Below are 16,673 nucleotides of genomic sequence, written 5' to 3' on the forward strand. Positions count from 1 at the left end.
CCCGAAAGGCATGGCGCTTCGCTCCCTCATATGGCCCTCGACTTCGTCTCGGCGACCCCCCCGAAAGGCATGCCGCTTCGCCCCCTCATATGGCCCTCGACTTCGTCTCCGCGACCCCCCCGAAAGGCATGCCGCTTCGCCCCCTCATTCGGCCCTCGACTTCGTCTCCGCGACCCCCCCGAAAGGCATGCCGCTTCGCTCCCTCATTCGGCCCTCGACTTCGTCTCGGACAGATCCTCCAGCACGTCCGCCAGTGCCACGACTCCCGCCTCGCAGTCTGCCTGCTCGGCATGCTCATCGGGGGCGTGGGACACGCCGGTGGGGTTCCTGACGAACAACATGGCGGCCCGTATGCCAGCCGCGGCCAGGATTCCCGCGTCGTGCCCGGCTCCGGTCGGCAGGATCGGCGCGGGCGTGTCGCCGCCCGCCACCCGGGCCAGCCGGTCCCTGAGCGCCGCGTCGAAACCGACCACCGGCGTCCACGACTCCTCGCGCGGGTCCGTCCCCTCGGCCAGCTCCGCCACCAGGTCCCGGACATCCCGCTCGTCGGGGCCGCGGGCGTCCAGCCAGGCGGAGACCAGGCCGGGGATGGCGTTGGCGTTGCCGGGCGAGACGCGTACCTTGCCGACCGTGGCCACCACGCCGCGCCGCTCGGCGGCCGCGCGGGCGGCCAGCACCATGCGGGCGAACGGCAACATGGGGTCGTCTCGGTCGGCCAGCCTGGTGGTGCCCGCGTGGTCGGCTCGGCCGTGGAAGTCGAACCGCCATCGCCCGTGCGGCCAGATCGCGCTCGCCACGCCCACCGGCCGCCCCTGGTCGACGAGCCCGCGGCCCTGCTCGACGTGGAGCTCCACGAACGTGCCGACGGTGGCCAGCGTCTCGTCGTCCCGCCCCATCTCGTACGGCTTGCGCCCGGCCCTGGTCATGACGTCCGCCAGCGTGTCGCCGTCGTCGTCGGTGAGCGCGAGCGCCCGGTCCGGCTGGATGGCGCCGGTGAGCAGGCGCGACCCCATGCACGGCACGCCGAACCTGGCGCCCTCCTCGTCGGTGAAGCACACGACGCCGACGGGTCTCCCAGGGGTCACGCCGCGGTTCTTCAGGATGTCGAGGGCGGCGAAGGCCGACACGACGCCGAGGGGGCCGTCGTACGCGCCGCCCTGGCGTACGGAGTCGAGGTGGCTGCCTGTCGCCACGCCGGGGCGGCGGAAGGGGTCGCCCCACCAGGCCCAGAGGTTGCCGTTGCGGTCCGCGCGCAGGTCGAGGCCGCGGCGTGCGGCCTCCCCCGCGAACCACTCCCGTAGCTCCATGTCCGCGTCCGACCAGGCGTCCCTGACGTAGCCGCCGGTCGCCGGGTCCCGTCCTATGTGCGCGAGTGGTTCCAGCATGGTCCCACTGTAGTGAATGGATCCATTCAGACTAGTTGACGGGTCCCGCGGCGGGCCGCAGGGTCAGCTCGGTGAGGTGGGCGTCGGGACCGGCGTTGACGGCGGCCAGCACGACCCGCGCCACGCTCTCGGGCAGCAGGTACTTGTCCGGCTCGAACTCGCCGCCTTCGTACCGGCGTACGTCGCGTTGCATGTCGGTGGCCGTCCGGCCAGGGTAGACGGTGGTGACCCTGAGCTCGCGCTCCTCCAGCCGCAGCGCGTCGGCGAACGCTTTCAGCGCGAACTTGCTGGCCGCGTAGGAGGCCCAGTTGGGGTTCGCGCGCTGGCCGGAGCCGGAGTTGACGCAGATGACATGGCCGCGGGCGTGCCTGAGCGCGGGCAGAAGCAGCCTGGTCAGCTCGGCGACCGCGACGACGTTCACCTCCATGGTGCGGCGCCAGACGTCGGCGGGCTGGTCGGCGATCCTGCCGAGCACGCTGATCCCCGCGCAGTGCACGAGCACGTCGAGCCGCTCCATGCCCTCGACGTCCGCCCCCGTGACCTCGGTCAGCTCCACCGGCCAGGGCCGCGCGTCGGGCAGCTCCGCCGCCACCGCGGCGAGCGCGGCCTCGTCCCGGCCGCCCAGGATGACGTGATGCGTGGGGCCGAGTGCCCTGGCGACGGCCGCGCCGATGCCCCGCGAGGCGCCGGTGACCAGTGCCGTTGGTCGTTCAGTCATGGAGGTCAGCTTATTGAGATTGACGGTTCCTCAAATTTGAGTACAAACTTGAGGACATGTCATCGATGCGCATCCTGATCCTCGGCGCCCTGCTCGACGGCCCCATGAACGGCTACGGGGTCCGCCGGCGGCTGGAGACGATGAACGCCGACGTCTGGGCCAGCATCGCCTACGGCTCGATCTACCACGGGCTCGGCAAGATGGCCGACGAGGGCCTGCTGGAGATGGTCGAGGGTGGCAAGGGTGGCAAGGTCGTCTACGCGGTCACCGAGCTGGGCCGCGCGGAGTTCCACCGGCTGTTGCTGAGCGCCTGGCACGAGGTCAAGCCCATAGTGGACCCGTTCCAGGTGGCAATGACGTTCATGGACAAGCTGGAAAAGCAGGAGCTTCTGGACGCTCTGTATGGCAGGATGACGCAGCTCAAGATGGGTGTCGAGAGCATGGGCCACATCATCGGCCTCAAGCACCACCACGGCGCCCCGGACCACATACGCGAGAACCTGCGCCTGACGAGAGCCATGCTCCAGGCCCAGCTCGACTGGGTCGAGAAGGCGGTCACGCAGGTCGAGGCGGGCGAACTGCCTTGAGAACCTTCGAAGGAGCCTGATGATCATCGAGGCGCGCGAGTTAAGAAAGACGTTCACCACGAGGAGCCGCAAGGGCACGCAGACCGTCGAGGCTGTGCGCGGCGTCGACCTCCAGGTGGAGAAGGGCGAGATCTTCGGCGTGCTCGGGCCCAACGGCGCGGGCAAGACGACCACGATCAGGATGCTCGCCACGCTGATCACGCCCGACGCGGGCGCGGCCACGATCGCCGGACACGACCTGCTCAAGGAGCCCGCCGCCGTCCGGCGCGAGCTCGGGTACGTGAGCCAGGCAGGCGGCGTGGAGGACACCACGTCCGCCAGGGCCCAGATCATGATGGCCGCCAAGATCCACGCCATGGCCGATCCGAAGCAGGCGACGGCAGACGTGCTGGAGCGTTTCGACCTGACCGAGCTGGCCGACCGCCCCGGCCGTACGCTGTCCGGCGGCCAGAAACGGCGGGTCGCCATCGCGATCGGGCTGGTCCACAGCCCGCCACTGCTGTTCCTCGACGAGCCGACCACCGGCCTGGACCCGCAGAACCGGGCGAACCTGTGGGACCGCATCACGCAGCTGCGCGAGTCCGGCACGAGCGTCCTGCTCAGCACCCACTACCTGGACGAGGCCGACGTGCTGTGCGACCGGCTGATGATCGTCGATCACGGCAAGGTCGTGGCCGAGGGCACCCCCGCCGCGCTCAAGCGGGAGGTCTCCGGGGACGTGATCACGCTCAGGCTCGACGACCCCGCGCGGGCCGCCGAGACGCTCCAGCCGCTCGCCCGCGAGACCCGGCTCGACGACGACGTGCTGCGCGTCTACGTGGACGACGGCGAGCACACGCTGCCCGCGCTGCTGCGGGCGCTGGAGGAGCAGGGCATCAAGCTGAGCTCGATCGCACTCGACCGCTCCACGCTCGACGACGTGTTCCTGGCCAAGACCGGCCGTTCCCTGCGCGACACCGGAGCCGAAGCATGATCCGCCACACCGCCCTCTTCACCGGCTACGAGCTGAAGAAGTCGTTCAGCAACCCGATCTGGCCGCTGTTCGGCATCCTGCAGCCGGTGCTCTACCTGGTGATGTTCGCGCCGCTGCTGAAGACCATGACGCCCGGCGGCACGACGGAGGACGCGCTGCGCATGTTCACCCCGGCGGCGATGATGATGATCGCGGTCTTCGGGTCGATGTTCTCCGGGTTCGGACTGATCGCCGAGCTGCGCAACGGCTCGATCGAGCGGTACGCCGTCAGCCCCGCGTGGCGCCCGGCCATCGTGCTCGGGCGGGTGGCCAAGGACATGGTCGTGCTGGTCTGCCAGGCGATCCTGGTGCTGATCGTGGCGTTCGCGATGGGCGTGCGCATCGGGGCCGTCGAGCTGGCGCTCGTGCTGCTGCTCATGGCCGCCACCGGGTTGTTCGCCTCCGGTCTGTCGCAGGGGCTGGCGCTGACCACCCGGGACGAGAACGGCATGTCGCAGACGCTCAACCTGTTCATGCTGCCGATCATGCTGCTGGCCGGGCTGTTCGTGCCGATCTCGTTCGCGCCCGAATGGATGAAGACCATCGCGCCGGTCAACCCGCTCTATCACGCGGTCGAGGCCGGGCGGGCGCTGTTCGACGGGCGGCTGACGGACTCGTCGATCCCGATCGCGTTCGCGGTGTTCATCGTGCTGGCGGTGCTCACCACGATCTGGTCGATGCGGGCGCTACGCAAGATCGCCGGGTAGGAACGTACCTGTCTCGTCGGTCATCCGCTCGTACTCCTCCAGCCGGGCCTGCGTGCGCAGCGGCGCCGCGTCGGCCATGGCCTCGACCAGGGCCATGGCCAGAGCCAGCGGCGCCGCGTGCGAGTCGAACACGAGCCGGTCACCGACGGGCGCGTCCAGCACCACTTCGGCCGGAAAATCCGACTTATCCGTTATCGCCGCCACCCGCAACCCCAGCTTCTCCGCGTACTCCAGCGCCTGCACGATCTCCCGCGGATAGCGCGGCAGCACCACGGCCACCAGCCACTCCGCCCCGGCCCGCCGGGCCGCGTGCAGCCCGTCGACCAGCTCAGACCCGCCGTGCGTGAGCAGCCGTACGTCGGGGTGGATGCGGCGGGCGTAGTAGGCGAACGTGGTGGCCAGCCCGCAGGAGATCCGCAGGCCCAGCACGGGCAGGGGCTCGGTGGCGGCCAGCTGCTCGCCCAGCTCCTTGAGCGGGAACGTCGTCAGACGCTCCCGTACGAGGGTCAGGTTGCGGATCTCGGCGTCGATGGCGCCGCGCAACAGGCTCTCCTGCGGCGCCCCCACCTCTCCGCCCAGCACCAACGGCCTCAGCGCCTGCCGCAACTCGGGGTATCCGGCGAACCCCAGCACCATGGCGAACCTCGTCACCGAAGGCTGACTGACCCCCGCCCTTTCGGCCAGCTCCACACTGGACAGGAAGATCGCCTCGTCCAGGTGCTCGCCGAGATAGTGCGCGATCCTGCGCTGCACCGGCGACAGCCTCCGGCCATCCAGCAGTACGCTCAGCCCACCGTGATATCCGTCCGCCACGCCACCTCCAACGCTCCCGCCCCGGCATTCTCATCCCTCATCCAGGCACCACCCGGGCCGAGGTCCCTTGGGACAAGGATCGAGCCGGCCCCCGCGCCCCCGCCGTAGACGCCCCGCGCGCCAAGGGGACCCCAACCGCAGGCACCCACGATCACCCCCGAGTCAGGATTCCCGCATCGGGATGCGGACCCCGCGGGTCGCGGCCACCTCGGCGGCCTCCTCATAGCCGGCGTCGACGTGCCGCATGACCCCCGTCCCCGGGTCGTTCGTGAGGACCCGGTTCAGCTTCTCCCGGGCCAACGCGGTCCCGTCGGCCACCGTCACCTGGCCGGCGTGGATGGACCGCCCGATCCCGACCCCGCCCCCATGGTGGATCGACACCCAGGCAGCCCCGGACGCCGTGTTCAGCAGGGCGTTCAGCAGCGGCCAGTCCGCGATCGCGTCCGACCCGTCCGCCATGGCCTCCGTCTCCCGGTACGGCGACGCGACGGACCCGCTGTCAAGATGATCCCGCCCGATCACGATGGGCGCCTGAAGCTCCCCCGACGCCACCATGTCGTTGAAGCGCTCCCCCGCGACGTTCCGCTCGCCGTACCCGAGCCAGCAGATCCGCGCCGGCAACCCCTGGAACTGCACCTTCTCCCCGGCCTTCCTGATCCACCGCGCGAGCGCCTCGTTCTCAGGGAAGAGCTCCAGGATCGCCCGGTCGGTGGCGGCGATGTCGGCGGGGTCGCCGCTCAGCGCCGCCCACCGGAACGGCCCCTTCCCCTCGCAGAACAGCGGCCGGATGTAGGCGGGCACGAATCCGGGGAAGTCGAAGGCCCGTGAGTAGCCGGCCAGCCGCGCCTCGCCCCTGATCGAGTTGCCGTAGTCGAAGACCTCGGCCCCCGCGTCCTTGAACCCGACCATGGCCTCCACGTGCCGCGCCATCGAGGCGCGCGCCCGCTCGGTGAAGCCGGCGGGATCCTTGTCCCGCTCGGCGGCCATGTCCTCGAAGGCGATGCCGACCGGCAGGTACATCAGCGGATCGTGCGCGGACGTCTGGTCGGTCACGATGTCGATCTCGGCCCCGCGGGCCAGCAGCTCGGGCACGACGTCGGCGGCGTTGCCCACGACCCCGATCGACAGCGGCCGCCGCGCGTCGCGCGCCTCGTACGCCAGCCGCAGCGCCTCGTCCAGCGACGCCGCCTCGACGTCGAGGTAGCGGTGCTCGATGCGGCGGGTGATCGAGCGCGGGTCGCAGTCGACGCAGATGACCACCCCGCCGTTCATGGTGACGGCCAGCGGCTGGGCGCCGCCCATCCCGCCCAGCCCGGCCGTCAGCGTGATGGTCCCGGCCAGCGACCCGCCGAACCGCTTGTCGGCCACCGCCGCGAACGTCTCGTACGTGCCCTGCAGGATCCCCTGCGTGCCGATGTAGATCCACGACCCGGCGGTCATCTGCCCGTACATGGTGAGCCCGGCCGCCTCCAGCCGCCGGAACTCCTCCCAGTTGGCCCAGTCGGGCACCAGGTTGGAGTTGGCGATGAGCACCCGGGGCGCCCACTCGTGGGTGCGGAACACGCCCACGGGGCGCCCCGACTGCACCAGGAGGGTCTCGTCGCCCTCGAGCGTGGTCAGCGTCCTGACCAGCGCGTCGTACGACGCCCAGTCACGCGCCGCCCGCCCCGAGCCGCCGTAGACGACCAGTTGCTCGGGGTGCTCGGCGACCTCCGGGTCCAGGTTGTTCTGGAGCATCCGGAGCGCGGCCTCCTGCGGCCACCCCTTGGCGGTGATCGTCGTGCCTCGTGGCGCGCGTACGCTGCGGCTCATCGTGACCCTCCTGTATGAAACCATTCATCCATGTCACCCGCAGACTACAACGGCCGGCCGACGAGGTTCAGGAGGCGGATGTTGAGTACAGCTAGCTGACGAGGAACTGGGTGGTGGCCAGCTCCCGGTAGAGCTCGTCCCCCCCGACCAGCTCCTCGTGCGTGCCGACCGCCCGCACCCCGCCCGACTCCATGACCACGATCCGGTCGGCGTTCGTCACCGTGGACAGCCGGTGGGCGATGACCAGCACGGTCGTCTCCGCGGCGACCTCGGCGATGACCTCGCGCAGCCGCATCTCGTTGACCGCGTCGAGCTGCGAGGTGGCCTCGTCGAGCAGCAGCAGCCTGGGCTTGCGCAGCAGCGCCCGGGCGATGGCGACCCGCTGCCGCTCGCCACCCGACAGCAGCACACCGCGGTGCCCGACGGCCGTCTCCAGCCCTTCGGGAAGCCGGGACACCAGGTCGTCGAGCCTCGTGCGGGCGATGGCGCGCCGCAGCTCGTCCTCGGTGGCGTCCTGGGCGGCGAAGAGCAGGTTCTCCCGCAGCGTGCCGGCCAGGACGGGGGCGTCCTGCTCGACGTACCCGAGCGCGGCCCGCAGCTGGCCGAGCGGCCAGTCGCGAATGTCCCGCCCGCCGATCCGGATGTTGCCGCCCTGGTGGTCGTAGAAGCGCTCGAGCAGCCCGAACACCGTGGACTTACCCGCCCCCGACGGCCCCACCAGCGCGGTCAGCCCGCCCGGCGGCACCTCGAAGCTCACCCCGTCGTGCACGATCGGCCGGTCCTCGCCATACCGGAACACCACGTCCTCGAACGTCACCCCCACCGGCGCGGCGCGCTCCGCGATCGCGAGCGGCTCGGCCGGCTCGGACGGCAGCTCCTCGATCTCCTTGATCCGCTTCATCGCGGCCAGGCCCTGCTGGAGCTGGACCCCGCCCTGGACGAGCTGCCCGATCGGCGGCACCAGGTAGAACAGGTACAGCAGGAACGCGATCAGCGACGACACCTCAAGCACGCCGGAGGCGACCCGGGACCCGCCCACGGCCAGCACGGCCAGGAACGCGATCTGCACCGCCATCCAGGTCGCCACCCCGGCCAGCGACGTCCACCCCGCGACCTGCAGCCCCCGGTCGCGGGCGCGTTCCGCGGCCTCGCCGACCACGGCGATCTCCCGCTCCTCCGCGCCGCTCGCCTTGACGGTCCGGTACGCCTGCAGCGCCCGGTCCAGCACGGCCCCCATCTCGCCCACGGCCTCCTGGGCGTGCGACTGCGCCCGCTGGATCTTCGGCATGATGAGCGCCACGAGCCCGCCGATCACCACGACCACGAGCAGCGTGACCAGCAGCAGCACGCCGTCCATGGTCGCCATCATGACGATGGCCCCGACCAGCATGAACGCCGCGCTGACCGACTCGACGATGCCGTTCGTCAGCACCGCGCGCAGCAGCGTCGTGTCACCGGTCACCCGCGCCAGCAGGTCGCCGGGCTTGAGCCGGTCCACGTCGGCGACCTTGAGCCGCAGCATCCGGTCGACGAGCCGGCGCCGGGCGCCGAGCACGATGCCCTCGCCGGTGCGCTCCATCAAATAGCTGCCCGCGGCCGACACGACCGCGCCGACCAGCACCGCCACGGTTAACCCGAGCAGCGGCCCGGCCATCGACTGGCTTTCGCCGAACGCGTCCACGACGTACTTGGCCAGCAACGGCATCGCGAGTCCCGCCACTGAGCCGATCAAGCCCAGCAGCCCGCCCAGGAACAGGATCTTCCGGTGCGGGCGGACGTAGGCGAGTAACTCCTTGACCACCGCATCCCCTTTCACGACATTTCTCGTTTCACTCCAACGAACGGAGCCACTCGATCGACACCACCCAACGAGGTCAACCTAAATTGACGACCTAAGTATGTCAACTTTGGTTGACCTCTCCTTCTTGAGGAGGAGACGACATCCGGGAGGGGGCCCGCGGACGAATAGGGCGTCGAGGAATCCGGCCGGAACCTCGCACCAACGATCAGCCCCTCCGAAAGGACCGAACATGGAGCTCCGGATCAACCGGCGCGCTCTAGTCGGACTCGGCCTCGCCGTGGCAGTCGCCGCGTCGTCGTTGGCCGTGCTCCGCACCGACTCCGGCACCGCTTCCTCGCACCGCGAGGCTCCCAAGATCGCGGGCGACCCGCTGAACGACAACACCGACGTCTACGCGTTCGTCAGCCCCGACAAGGCCGACACGGTGACGCTGCTGGCCAACTGGATCCCGTTCCAGGAGCCCAACGGCGGCCCGAACTTCTACCCGTTCGACACCGGATCGCGTTACAACATCAAGATCGACAACGACGGCGACGCCAAGCCCGACGTCACCTACCAGTGGACGTTCCGCGACGAGGACAAGCGCGGCAACACCACGTTCCTGTACAACAACGGGCCCGTCACCTCGCTGGACGACCCCAACCTGCTCTTCCGCCAGCGCTACACCCTCAAGCGCATCACGCCCGGCGGCTCCAAGACGCTGATCTCGGACGGCATCGTCGCACCGAGCAACGTCGGCAGAGCGTCCATGCCGGACTACGGCACCCTGCGCGCCCAGTCCATCAGGAACCTGCCCGACGGCGGCAAGGCGTTCGCCGGGCAGTCGGACGAGGCGTTCTTCCTGGACCTGCGCGTGTTCGACCTGGTCTACGGCGGCGACCTGTCCGAGGTCGGCCAGGACACCACCAAGGGCTACAACGTCAACACGCTGTCGGTGCAGGTGCCCCAGTCCGACCTGGCGATCAAGGGCGACCCGAAGGGGAACCCCGTGATCGGCGTCTGGTCCACCACGGACAAGTTCAACGGCAGCAAGTACGTCCAGGTCTCGCGCCTGGGCAACCCGCTGATCAACGAGGTCGTGGCGCCCGCCGGGCTCAAGGACGCGTTCAACGCGCTGGCGCCGGAGAACGACGCCGACGTGGCGGCGCTGGTCAAGCGGGTCACCGACCCTGAGCTGGCCAGGCTGCTTGAGGCGTTCTACGGCATCAAGGCGCCCGCGACCCCGCGTAACGACCTGGTCGAGATCTTCCTGACCGGCATCGCCAAGCAGAACGGCCCGATCAAGGCCGATCTGAACTCGCAGATCCTCAACAAGGACGCGGCCAAGCTGCGCCCCTCGGAGATGCTGCGGCTCAACATGTCGATCCCGCCCGCGAAGGACCCGAACCGGCTCGGCGTGCTCGCCGGCGATCTGCAGGGCTTCCCGAACGGCCGCCGTCTCACCGACGACGTCGTGGACATCGAGCTGCAGGCCGTGGCAGGCGCCGCGCAGTCCGGCAAGCTCGTGCCCGGTCTGACCGACAAGGTGGACAAGAACGACAAGCCGTTCCTGCAGTCGTTCCCGTACATCCCGCTGCCCAGCAACGTGGCGGTCAACCAGCGCTAGACCTCGACCGGCCGGGCTTCCCTCTCTCCAAAACCGGCCGGTCCACCCCGGCGGCAGACTCCCGTCTCCCATCGTCTGCCGCCACAGAGAGGGCCGGCCGGCCGCGCTCCCCGTCGCGGCCGGCCGGCCCGGCACCCAGCTCTGGAGCCTTCGACATGCGCACCCTCGTGACCTTCGCCGGACTCGCCCTCATCGGGGCAATGATCTTTACGATCGTCTCCTTCACCGCGACGCCCGCGGAGCAGCCGGTGGCGGCGGCCAACCCCGTCACCGAGACGCTGCAGGAGCGCCTCAAGCGCCTCCCCGGCGACTACCGGAGCTGGGCCGAGCTCGGCTCCCAGTACGTGGACCAGGCCAGGGTCACGGGCGACCCGTCGTACTACGCCAAGGCGGAGGGCGCGCTCGACACCGCCGCCAAGCTGAAGGCGGACGACGACGCGGTGCTCACCGGCCGGGCGGCGCTGGCCGCCGGCCGCCACGAGTTCTCCGACGCCGTACGGCTGGCCGAGCAGGCCATCGAGGCCAACCCGTACGGCGCCGCGGCCCACGGCGTGCTGGCCGACGCGAAGACGCAGCTCGGAGACCTGCGCGGCGCCGAGCGGGCGGTGACCAAGATGTTGGACCTGCGGCCGGGGGTGGCGGCGTTCGCCCGCGCCTCCTACGCGGCCGAGCTCCGCGGCGACCAGGACGGCGCCCGCACGTATCTCGAACACGCCCACCGTGACGCCTGGCTGCCGCCCGACCTCGCCTACGCCCGCTATTACCTGGGCGAGCTGGCGCTCCACTCCGGCGACCTGGCCACGGCCCAGGACTGGTACGCCAAGGCCCTGCAGGCCTACCCCGCCTACACGCCGGCCCTCGCCGGCCAGGCCAGGGCGGCGGCGCTCGGCGGCCGCCTGACCGAGGCGCTCGGCCTCTACGAGCGCGTCGTCGAACGGCTCCCGCTCCCCCAATACCTCATCGAGCAGGGCGAGACCAGGCTCAAGACCGGGCAGCAGGCCGACTGGACGCTGCTCAAGGCGCAGCGCACGCTGTTCGAGGCCGCGGGCGTGCGCGACGACCTGACGTGGGCCGAGTTCGAGGCCGACCACGGGGACCCGGCGCGGGCCGTGCGGCACGCCAGGACCGAGTACGAGCGCAACCCCAACCTGGTCGCCGCCGACGCCCTGGCCTGGGCCCTGTACAAGGCGGGCAAGCCGGACGAGGCGCTGCCGTACGCGAAGAAGGCCACCTCGACAGGCTGGCGGAACCCGCTGCTGAGCTACCACCGCGCCAAGATCGAGCAGGCGCTCGGCCGGCCGGCGCGCGTGGACCCCGCCTTCGATCCGGCACTGTCCGCATTGGCGAGGTTCTCATGAGAACGGTCAGGCTCGGCCTGCTGTCCGCCCTGGCGGTCCTTCTGCTGTCCGTCCTGCCGGCTGGACCGGCGCAGGCGTCGGCGATGCACCCGCTGGGCAGGTTCACCGTCAATCACTACAACGGCCTGCGGATCTCTCCCTCCGACGTGCGCAACCTCGCCGTCGTGGACCTGGCCGAGCTGCCGACCCTGCAGGCCAAGCCGCAGGTCGACGCCGGGTACGCGGCCCGCCGCTGCGCCGCGGTCGCCGCCGCCCAGCGCCTCGTGGTCGCCGGCAAGGCGGTGCCGTGGCGGGTGGCCGCCTCCGCGTTCGCCTACGCCCCCGGCGAAGGGGGTCTCCAGACCAGCCGCCTGACCTGCCGGCTCGTGGCCGAAGTCCGCGGCATGGGGGCCGTGGAGTTCACCGACGGGTTCGAGCAGGACCGGATCGGCTGGCGCGAGATCACCGCCGTCGGCGACGGGGTACGTCTGGCCCGCTCGTCGGTGCCCGCCACGAGCGTGAGCCGGGAGCTCCGGGCGTACCCCGACGATCTGCTGGCCGACCCGCTCGACCAGCGCACCGCCACGCTGACGGTGTCCGGCCCGGGGCTTTCTGCTCCGTCCGGCTCGGGAGCCCCCGGCGACGACACCCTGCCCGGCGGGTTCGAGATCGGCGGGCCCATCGGGGACGCGCTGGCCGCCCTGGACCGGACATTCACTGAGCTGGTCGGCTCGGACTCGCTGACGGTGCCGCTCGGGCTGCTGGCCGTCGGGCTGGCCGTGGTGCTGGGGGCCGGGCACGCGCTGATCCCCGGGCACGGCAAGACCATCATGGCCGCGTACCTGGCCGGACGGCGGGGCCGGCCGCGCGACGCGCTCGTGGTGGGCGCGACCGTGACGGCCACCCACACGGTGGGGGTGCTGGTGGTGGGCCTGCTGCTGAGCGCGTTCACGGCGCTGGCCGGGGAGTCGGTGCTGGCCTGGCTCGGCGTGGCCAGCGGCGCCCTGATCGCCATCATCGGCCTCCGCCTCCTCCTGAACACCCGCCGCACCGCACTCCACGGCCACGGCCACGGGCATGGGCATGGGCATGGGCATGGGCACGGGCACGGGCATGGCCACGGGCACGAGGGCGAGGGCGAGGGCAGGAACAAGCGTGCGGGGCTCGTGGGACTCGGCATCGCGGGAGGCCTGGTCCCCAGCCCTTCGGCCCTGATCGTCCTCCTCGGCGCCATCGCACTCGGCCGCACCTGGTTCGGCGTGGCGCTGGTGACCGCCTACGGCATCGGCATGGCGGCGACACTGACCGTCACGGGCCTGCTCCTGGTCAAGCTGGTCGACCGCCTCGAACAGCGCGCCTCCGCCGGCCGCCGCCTGGCCGCCCGCGTGTCCGGCCTGGCCCCGCTGGGAACGGCGGCCATGGTCGTCCTCCTGGGCGCGGGCCTGGCCCTCCGCTCGGTGGCCGCCCTCTAGCGCCGACCGGCATCACGATCTATAGTCATGGCCATGACTACTCATGACCATGATTAGCTGATGGCCCTCCGACACGCCGTCCTCGCCGCGCTGCTCGACGGCGAGTCCAGCGGTTACCAGCTCACCAAGATCTTCGACGTGGGCGTCTCCAACTTCTGGTACGCCGCCCCGCAGCAGCTCTACGCCGAGCTGGCCAAGCTGGAGTCCGAAGGTCTGGTCGCGGGGCACGTGGTGGTCCAGCAGGGCCGCCCCAACAAGCGCGTGTTCACGGTCACCGAGGCCGGGATCGGCGAGCTGGCCGCCTTCGCCGCGGCCCCGCCCAAGCCGCTGCTCATCCGCGACGACCTGGCCGTCCGAGTGCACGCCGTCGACCTGCTCGAGCCCGCACCGGTGATCGCCCAGCTCCGCGAGCGGGCCGAGGAGGCCGCGGCCAAGCTCGCGCTGTTCGAGAAGATGCTCGTCCACCTGCGCGGCGACCTCGACGAGGAGTCGTTCCTGCGCCACGGCGAGCGCGTCGGCCCGTACCTCACCTGTCTGGGAGGATGCCGCCTGGAGCGGGAGATCCGCGACTGGTGCCTGCAGAGCGCGCGGACGCTGCGCGAACGTGCCGCTCATACCCGAAGGGAGCTGTCCTGATGTACAGCCGTTACGTCGCCCTGGGCGACAGCCAGACCGAGGGACTGGGCGACGGCGACGACGTACGCGGCCACCGCGGCTGGGCCGACCGCCTCGCCGAGCAGCTGGCCCGCGCCAACCCCGGCGTGCTCTACGCCAACCTCGCCGTCCGCGGCCGCCAGGCCGCCCAGATCCGCGACGAGCAGTTGCCGGTCGCCCTGGAGCTGCGGCCCGACCTGGCCACGGTCATGGCGGGCATGAACGACGTCATCCGCCCCGGCTTCGAGGCCGCCGAGGTGGCCGCGGTGCTGGAGGACATGTACGCGGCCCTGACCGCCACGGGAGCGCATGTGATCACCGTGACCTTCCCCGACATCGGCGCGATCGCGCCGCTGGCCCGCCGGTTCCGGCCCAGGGTGCTCGACCTCAACGCCCGCATCAGGGACGCCGCCGCGCGCCATGGGGTCACGCTGATCGACACGTTCCCGCTCACGTACGTCACCGACGCCAGGATGTGGAGCAGCGACCGGCTCCACGCCAGCCCCACAGGGCACGCCAGGTTCGCCGACTCCGTAGCGCACGCACTCGGACTGCCGGGCAGCGACGACACCTGGATGACGCCGCTCCCCGCGCTGCCCGCGCCGCCCGCCTGGCGGGCGGCGGCTACGGAGATGCGGTGGCTGGCCACGTTCGCGGGGCCGTGGATCGGCCGCCGTCTGCGCGGCCGCTCCTCGGGCGACGGCCGCACCGCCAAACGCCCCCTGCTCACGCCCGTGACCGGCAGCGATCAGTCGACTTCTGGCACGTCGTCGGCGTCGTAGTCGATGCAGCGGCAGGGCCACGACGCCCTCAGCCCGGGGCGTGGAGATCGTCCAGAGAGTCGGGGACCTTCTCCTCCAGGCCCTTGTGCCACGAAAGAGTGGCCATGGCTCAAGTATGCCGACGACCACGCCGCGTGGAAGGCAGATCGTGGCGCCCGGAGAGAAACTCCTGGAAGGCGATCTTGGCTCGGATCACCGGCCGCCGCCAGCGCTCCTCGCGGCGGATGGCCCGGGCCATCTTGCGCGGCGACCTCTTGGCGAAGAACAAGTGCGCCCACGGCGAGCCGGGGCGCGCCAGGCGTACCGCGCCGACCAGCAGCATGGGCGGCACGAACAGGCCCGCCATCCCGGTCCAGATCTTCCCCTTCAGCAGCGTGACGACGGCCAGCAGCAGGTTGGCGACGATCAGCGCGGCCGGGCTCACGGGTGTGCCGTAGTCCCAGGTGAGGGGTCGCAGGCCGATGAGGAGCAGGCCGGTGACGGCGACCGCGATGAAGACCGCGTCGACCGAGGTGCGCCCCTCCTCCTCCCAGTACACGTCGTGCAGGTGCAGGATCAGCGCGAACTCGTCCAGCACCAGCGCCGACCCTATGCCGAACACGCACGCTGCGGCCGCGTATCCGACCTGCGAGGCCGACGAGACGATGAGCCCCGCGACGCCGCCGATCAGCATCAGCACCACGCCGAACACCACGTGGTGAATGTGCATCTCGCCCACGTTCACGTTGCGGAACCAGCCGACCTTCGCCCTGATCAGCCGCACGTTGATGCGGGTGGCGATGAACGCCACGATGAGCGTGACGAAGTAGCAGAACAGCGGCAGCCGTCCTGTGGCGACGATGTTGTACTCGAACCAGTTCCCCATAGCCCTGAAACTGATGGTACGAGGCTCTCAGCCCTTTATGTGCGTAGCGGGAGTCGCGCCCGAAGCCGTACTGGACGACAGGCCGCAGAACAGGTCCGGAGACAGGGCCGTCACGACAGGAACGCCCGCAGCAGGGCCGCTGTTCCCTCCAGGTGCTCGACGACCGCCTGCCTGGCCCGGTCCGGGTCGCCGGCGAGGATGGCGTCCACGATGGCCTGGTGCTGCAGTGCGGCGTGGTCCAGATTGACCTGCAGCATCGGGATCGCGTTCAGCAGGTCGCTGATCCGGGACCGCGCGTCCGCGCACGTCGTGGCGAGCAGGGTCGAGCCGGTCAGCTCGGCGATGGACAGGTGGAAGGCCGTGTCGAGCCGGCGGTAGTCCTCCAGGGGCGCCTCGTTCAGGTCCGACAGCCGGCGGACGAGCAGGGCCCGCTTCTCCTTCGTGAGGTCGGAAATGGCCAGCACCTGGGCGGCGCCGCACTCCACCGCCAGCCGGAACGTGAGCGCGTCCGACAGGTCGTCCATGCCCATCTCCGCCACGGCCTGCCGCAGGTCGCCGACGTCCGGTTCGGGCGGCACGTACGTGACGAAGGCACCCCCGTAACGCCCCCTGCGTACGTCGAGGTAGCCCGCCTCCGACAGGGCGCGGATCGCCTCGCGCAGGGTGACCCTGCTGATCCCGAGCTGGACGGCGAGCTCGCGCTCCGGCGGAAGCTTGTCGCCCGGCGGGACCACGCCCAGCTTGATGGCCTGGAGCAGCCGTTCCACGGTCTCCTCGAAGGCGTTGCCGGCCCGCACCGGGCGCAACACCGTCATCAAACGCGACGACTCGTCCAACGTGTCCTCAGGTCTTGACAAGCGATCCCGACATGCACATCAATGGTCTGAGACTAGCCCAATCAACGGGAAAGCGCGTCAGGCAGATCGGAGCGACGCCACGTGAACGAAGGGTTCCTGACCGTCAGTGAACTGCGCGACGAGGTGGTGGCCGGGCGCATCGACACCGTGCTGCTCGCGATCGCCGACATGCAGGGCAGGTTGCAGGGTAAGAGGCTGTCCGCGCGCTATTTTCTCGATGAGGTGCTGAACCACGGTTCTGAGGGCTGCAACTATCTGCTCGCGG

15 protein-coding genes and 1 pseudogene are annotated in these 16,673 nt (G+C 70.7%); 9 read left to right on the forward strand and 7 right to left on the reverse strand.

Annotated elements, in window-relative coordinates; all coding sequences use genetic code 11:
• Positions 1 to 203 precede the first annotated feature (203 nt).
• Together EJK15_RS59040 and EJK15_RS59045 are read right to left on the reverse strand one after the other, a co-directional pair.
• A complete protein-coding gene (locus EJK15_RS59040; protein ID WP_138719154.1) occupies positions 204 to 1,385 on the reverse strand; it encodes an allantoate amidohydrolase in 1,182 nt (393 codons plus the stop codon).
• 31 nt (positions 1,386 to 1,416) lie between these two features.
• Positions 1,417 to 2,103 (reverse strand): SDR family oxidoreductase, encoded by a 687-nt coding sequence (locus tag EJK15_RS59045; protein ID WP_138719155.1) that lies wholly within the window; start codon positions 2,101 to 2,103, stop codon positions 1,417 to 1,419.
• Between the two features lie 56 nt (positions 2,104 to 2,159).
• Between EJK15_RS59045 and EJK15_RS59050 the strand changes: the two genes are divergently transcribed.
• From EJK15_RS59050 to EJK15_RS59060, 3 genes are read left to right on the forward strand one after another with little or no spacing between them, the layout of a single operon-like run.
• Entirely contained in the window at positions 2,160 to 2,690 is a 531-nt protein-coding gene (locus EJK15_RS59050; RefSeq protein ID WP_138719156.1) for a PadR family transcriptional regulator, read from the forward strand.
• 19 nt (positions 2,691 to 2,709) lie between these two features.
• On the forward strand, positions 2,710 to 3,663 hold the full coding sequence (locus tag EJK15_RS59055; RefSeq protein WP_138719157.1) for an ATP-binding cassette domain-containing protein: 954 nt from the start codon (positions 2,710 to 2,712) through the stop codon (positions 3,661 to 3,663).
• Positions 3,660 to 4,409, forward strand: coding sequence for an ABC transporter permease (locus tag EJK15_RS59060; protein ID WP_138719158.1), 750 nt, complete (start codon positions 3,660 to 3,662; stop codon positions 4,407 to 4,409). Before EJK15_RS59055 ends, EJK15_RS59060 begins: the two co-directional genes overlap by 4 nt.
• On the opposite strand, the gene EJK15_RS59065 is transcribed toward EJK15_RS59060, so the two are convergent.
• The 3 genes from EJK15_RS59065 to EJK15_RS59075 form a co-directional block, all read right to left on the reverse strand.
• A complete protein-coding gene (locus EJK15_RS59065) occupies positions 4,389 to 5,222 on the reverse strand; it encodes a MurR/RpiR family transcriptional regulator (protein WP_138719159.1) in 834 nt (277 codons plus the stop codon). The genes EJK15_RS59060 and EJK15_RS59065 overlap by 21 nt on opposite strands.
• Positions 5,223 to 5,384: 162 nt before the next feature.
• A complete protein-coding gene (gene hutU, locus EJK15_RS59070; protein WP_171075197.1) occupies positions 5,385 to 7,034 on the reverse strand; it encodes a urocanate hydratase in 1,650 nt (549 codons plus the stop codon).
• A gap of 91 nt (positions 7,035 to 7,125) precedes the next feature.
• Positions 7,126 to 8,850, reverse strand: coding sequence for an ABC transporter ATP-binding protein (locus EJK15_RS59075; protein WP_138719161.1), 1,725 nt, complete (start codon positions 8,848 to 8,850; stop codon positions 7,126 to 7,128).
• A 214-nt stretch (positions 8,851 to 9,064) separates the two neighbouring features.
• On the opposite strand from EJK15_RS59075, the gene EJK15_RS59080 reads away from it, so the two are divergent.
• The 5 genes from EJK15_RS59080 to EJK15_RS59100 all read left to right on the forward strand — a co-directional run bounded on the left by EJK15_RS59080 (position 9,065) and on the right by EJK15_RS59100 (position 14,686).
• Positions 9,065 to 10,441, forward strand: coding sequence for a DUF4331 domain-containing protein (locus EJK15_RS59080; RefSeq protein ID WP_138719162.1), 1,377 nt, complete (start codon positions 9,065 to 9,067; stop codon positions 10,439 to 10,441).
• A 155-nt stretch (positions 10,442 to 10,596) separates the two neighbouring features.
• Positions 10,597 to 11,799, forward strand: a complete 1,203-nt coding sequence (locus EJK15_RS59085) for a tetratricopeptide repeat protein (protein ID WP_138719163.1) — start codon at positions 10,597 to 10,599, stop codon at positions 11,797 to 11,799.
• Positions 11,796 to 13,250: a nickel/cobalt transporter gene (locus EJK15_RS59090; RefSeq protein WP_171075198.1), complete on the forward strand. Its 1,455-nt coding sequence runs from the start codon at positions 11,796 to 11,798 to the stop codon at positions 13,248 to 13,250. The genes EJK15_RS59085 and EJK15_RS59090 overlap by 4 nt, the downstream gene beginning before the upstream one ends.
• 60 nt (positions 13,251 to 13,310) lie before the next feature.
• Positions 13,311 to 13,886, forward strand: coding sequence for a PadR family transcriptional regulator (locus tag EJK15_RS59095; protein ID WP_138719164.1), 576 nt, complete (start codon positions 13,311 to 13,313; stop codon positions 13,884 to 13,886).
• Positions 13,886 to 14,686 (forward strand): SGNH/GDSL hydrolase family protein, encoded by an 801-nt coding sequence (locus tag EJK15_RS59100; protein ID WP_138719165.1) that lies wholly within the window; start codon positions 13,886 to 13,888, stop codon positions 14,684 to 14,686. The genes EJK15_RS59095 and EJK15_RS59100 overlap by 1 nt, the downstream gene beginning before the upstream one ends.
• A 109-nt stretch (positions 14,687 to 14,795) precedes the next feature.
• Here EJK15_RS59100 and EJK15_RS59105 read toward each other — a convergent pair whose 3' ends face one another.
• A complete protein-coding gene (locus EJK15_RS59105; RefSeq protein WP_138719166.1) occupies positions 14,796 to 15,551 on the reverse strand; it encodes a hypothetical protein in 756 nt (251 codons plus the stop codon).
• A gap of 110 nt (positions 15,552 to 15,661) precedes the next feature.
• Entirely contained in the window at positions 15,662 to 16,366 is a 705-nt protein-coding gene (locus tag EJK15_RS59110; protein WP_138719167.1) for a FadR/GntR family transcriptional regulator, read from the reverse strand.
• Positions 16,367 to 16,489: 123 nt separating this feature from the next.
• On the opposite strand from EJK15_RS59110, the pseudogene EJK15_RS59115 reads away from it, so the two are divergent.
• Positions 16,490 to 16,673: pseudogene (locus tag EJK15_RS59115) on the forward strand (glutamine synthetase); the annotation flags it as partial.

The sequence above is a fragment of the Nonomuraea basaltis genome, from assembly GCF_005893125.1.
Taxonomy (GTDB): Bacteria; Actinomycetota; Actinomycetes; order Streptosporangiales; family Streptosporangiaceae; genus Nonomuraea; species Nonomuraea basaltis.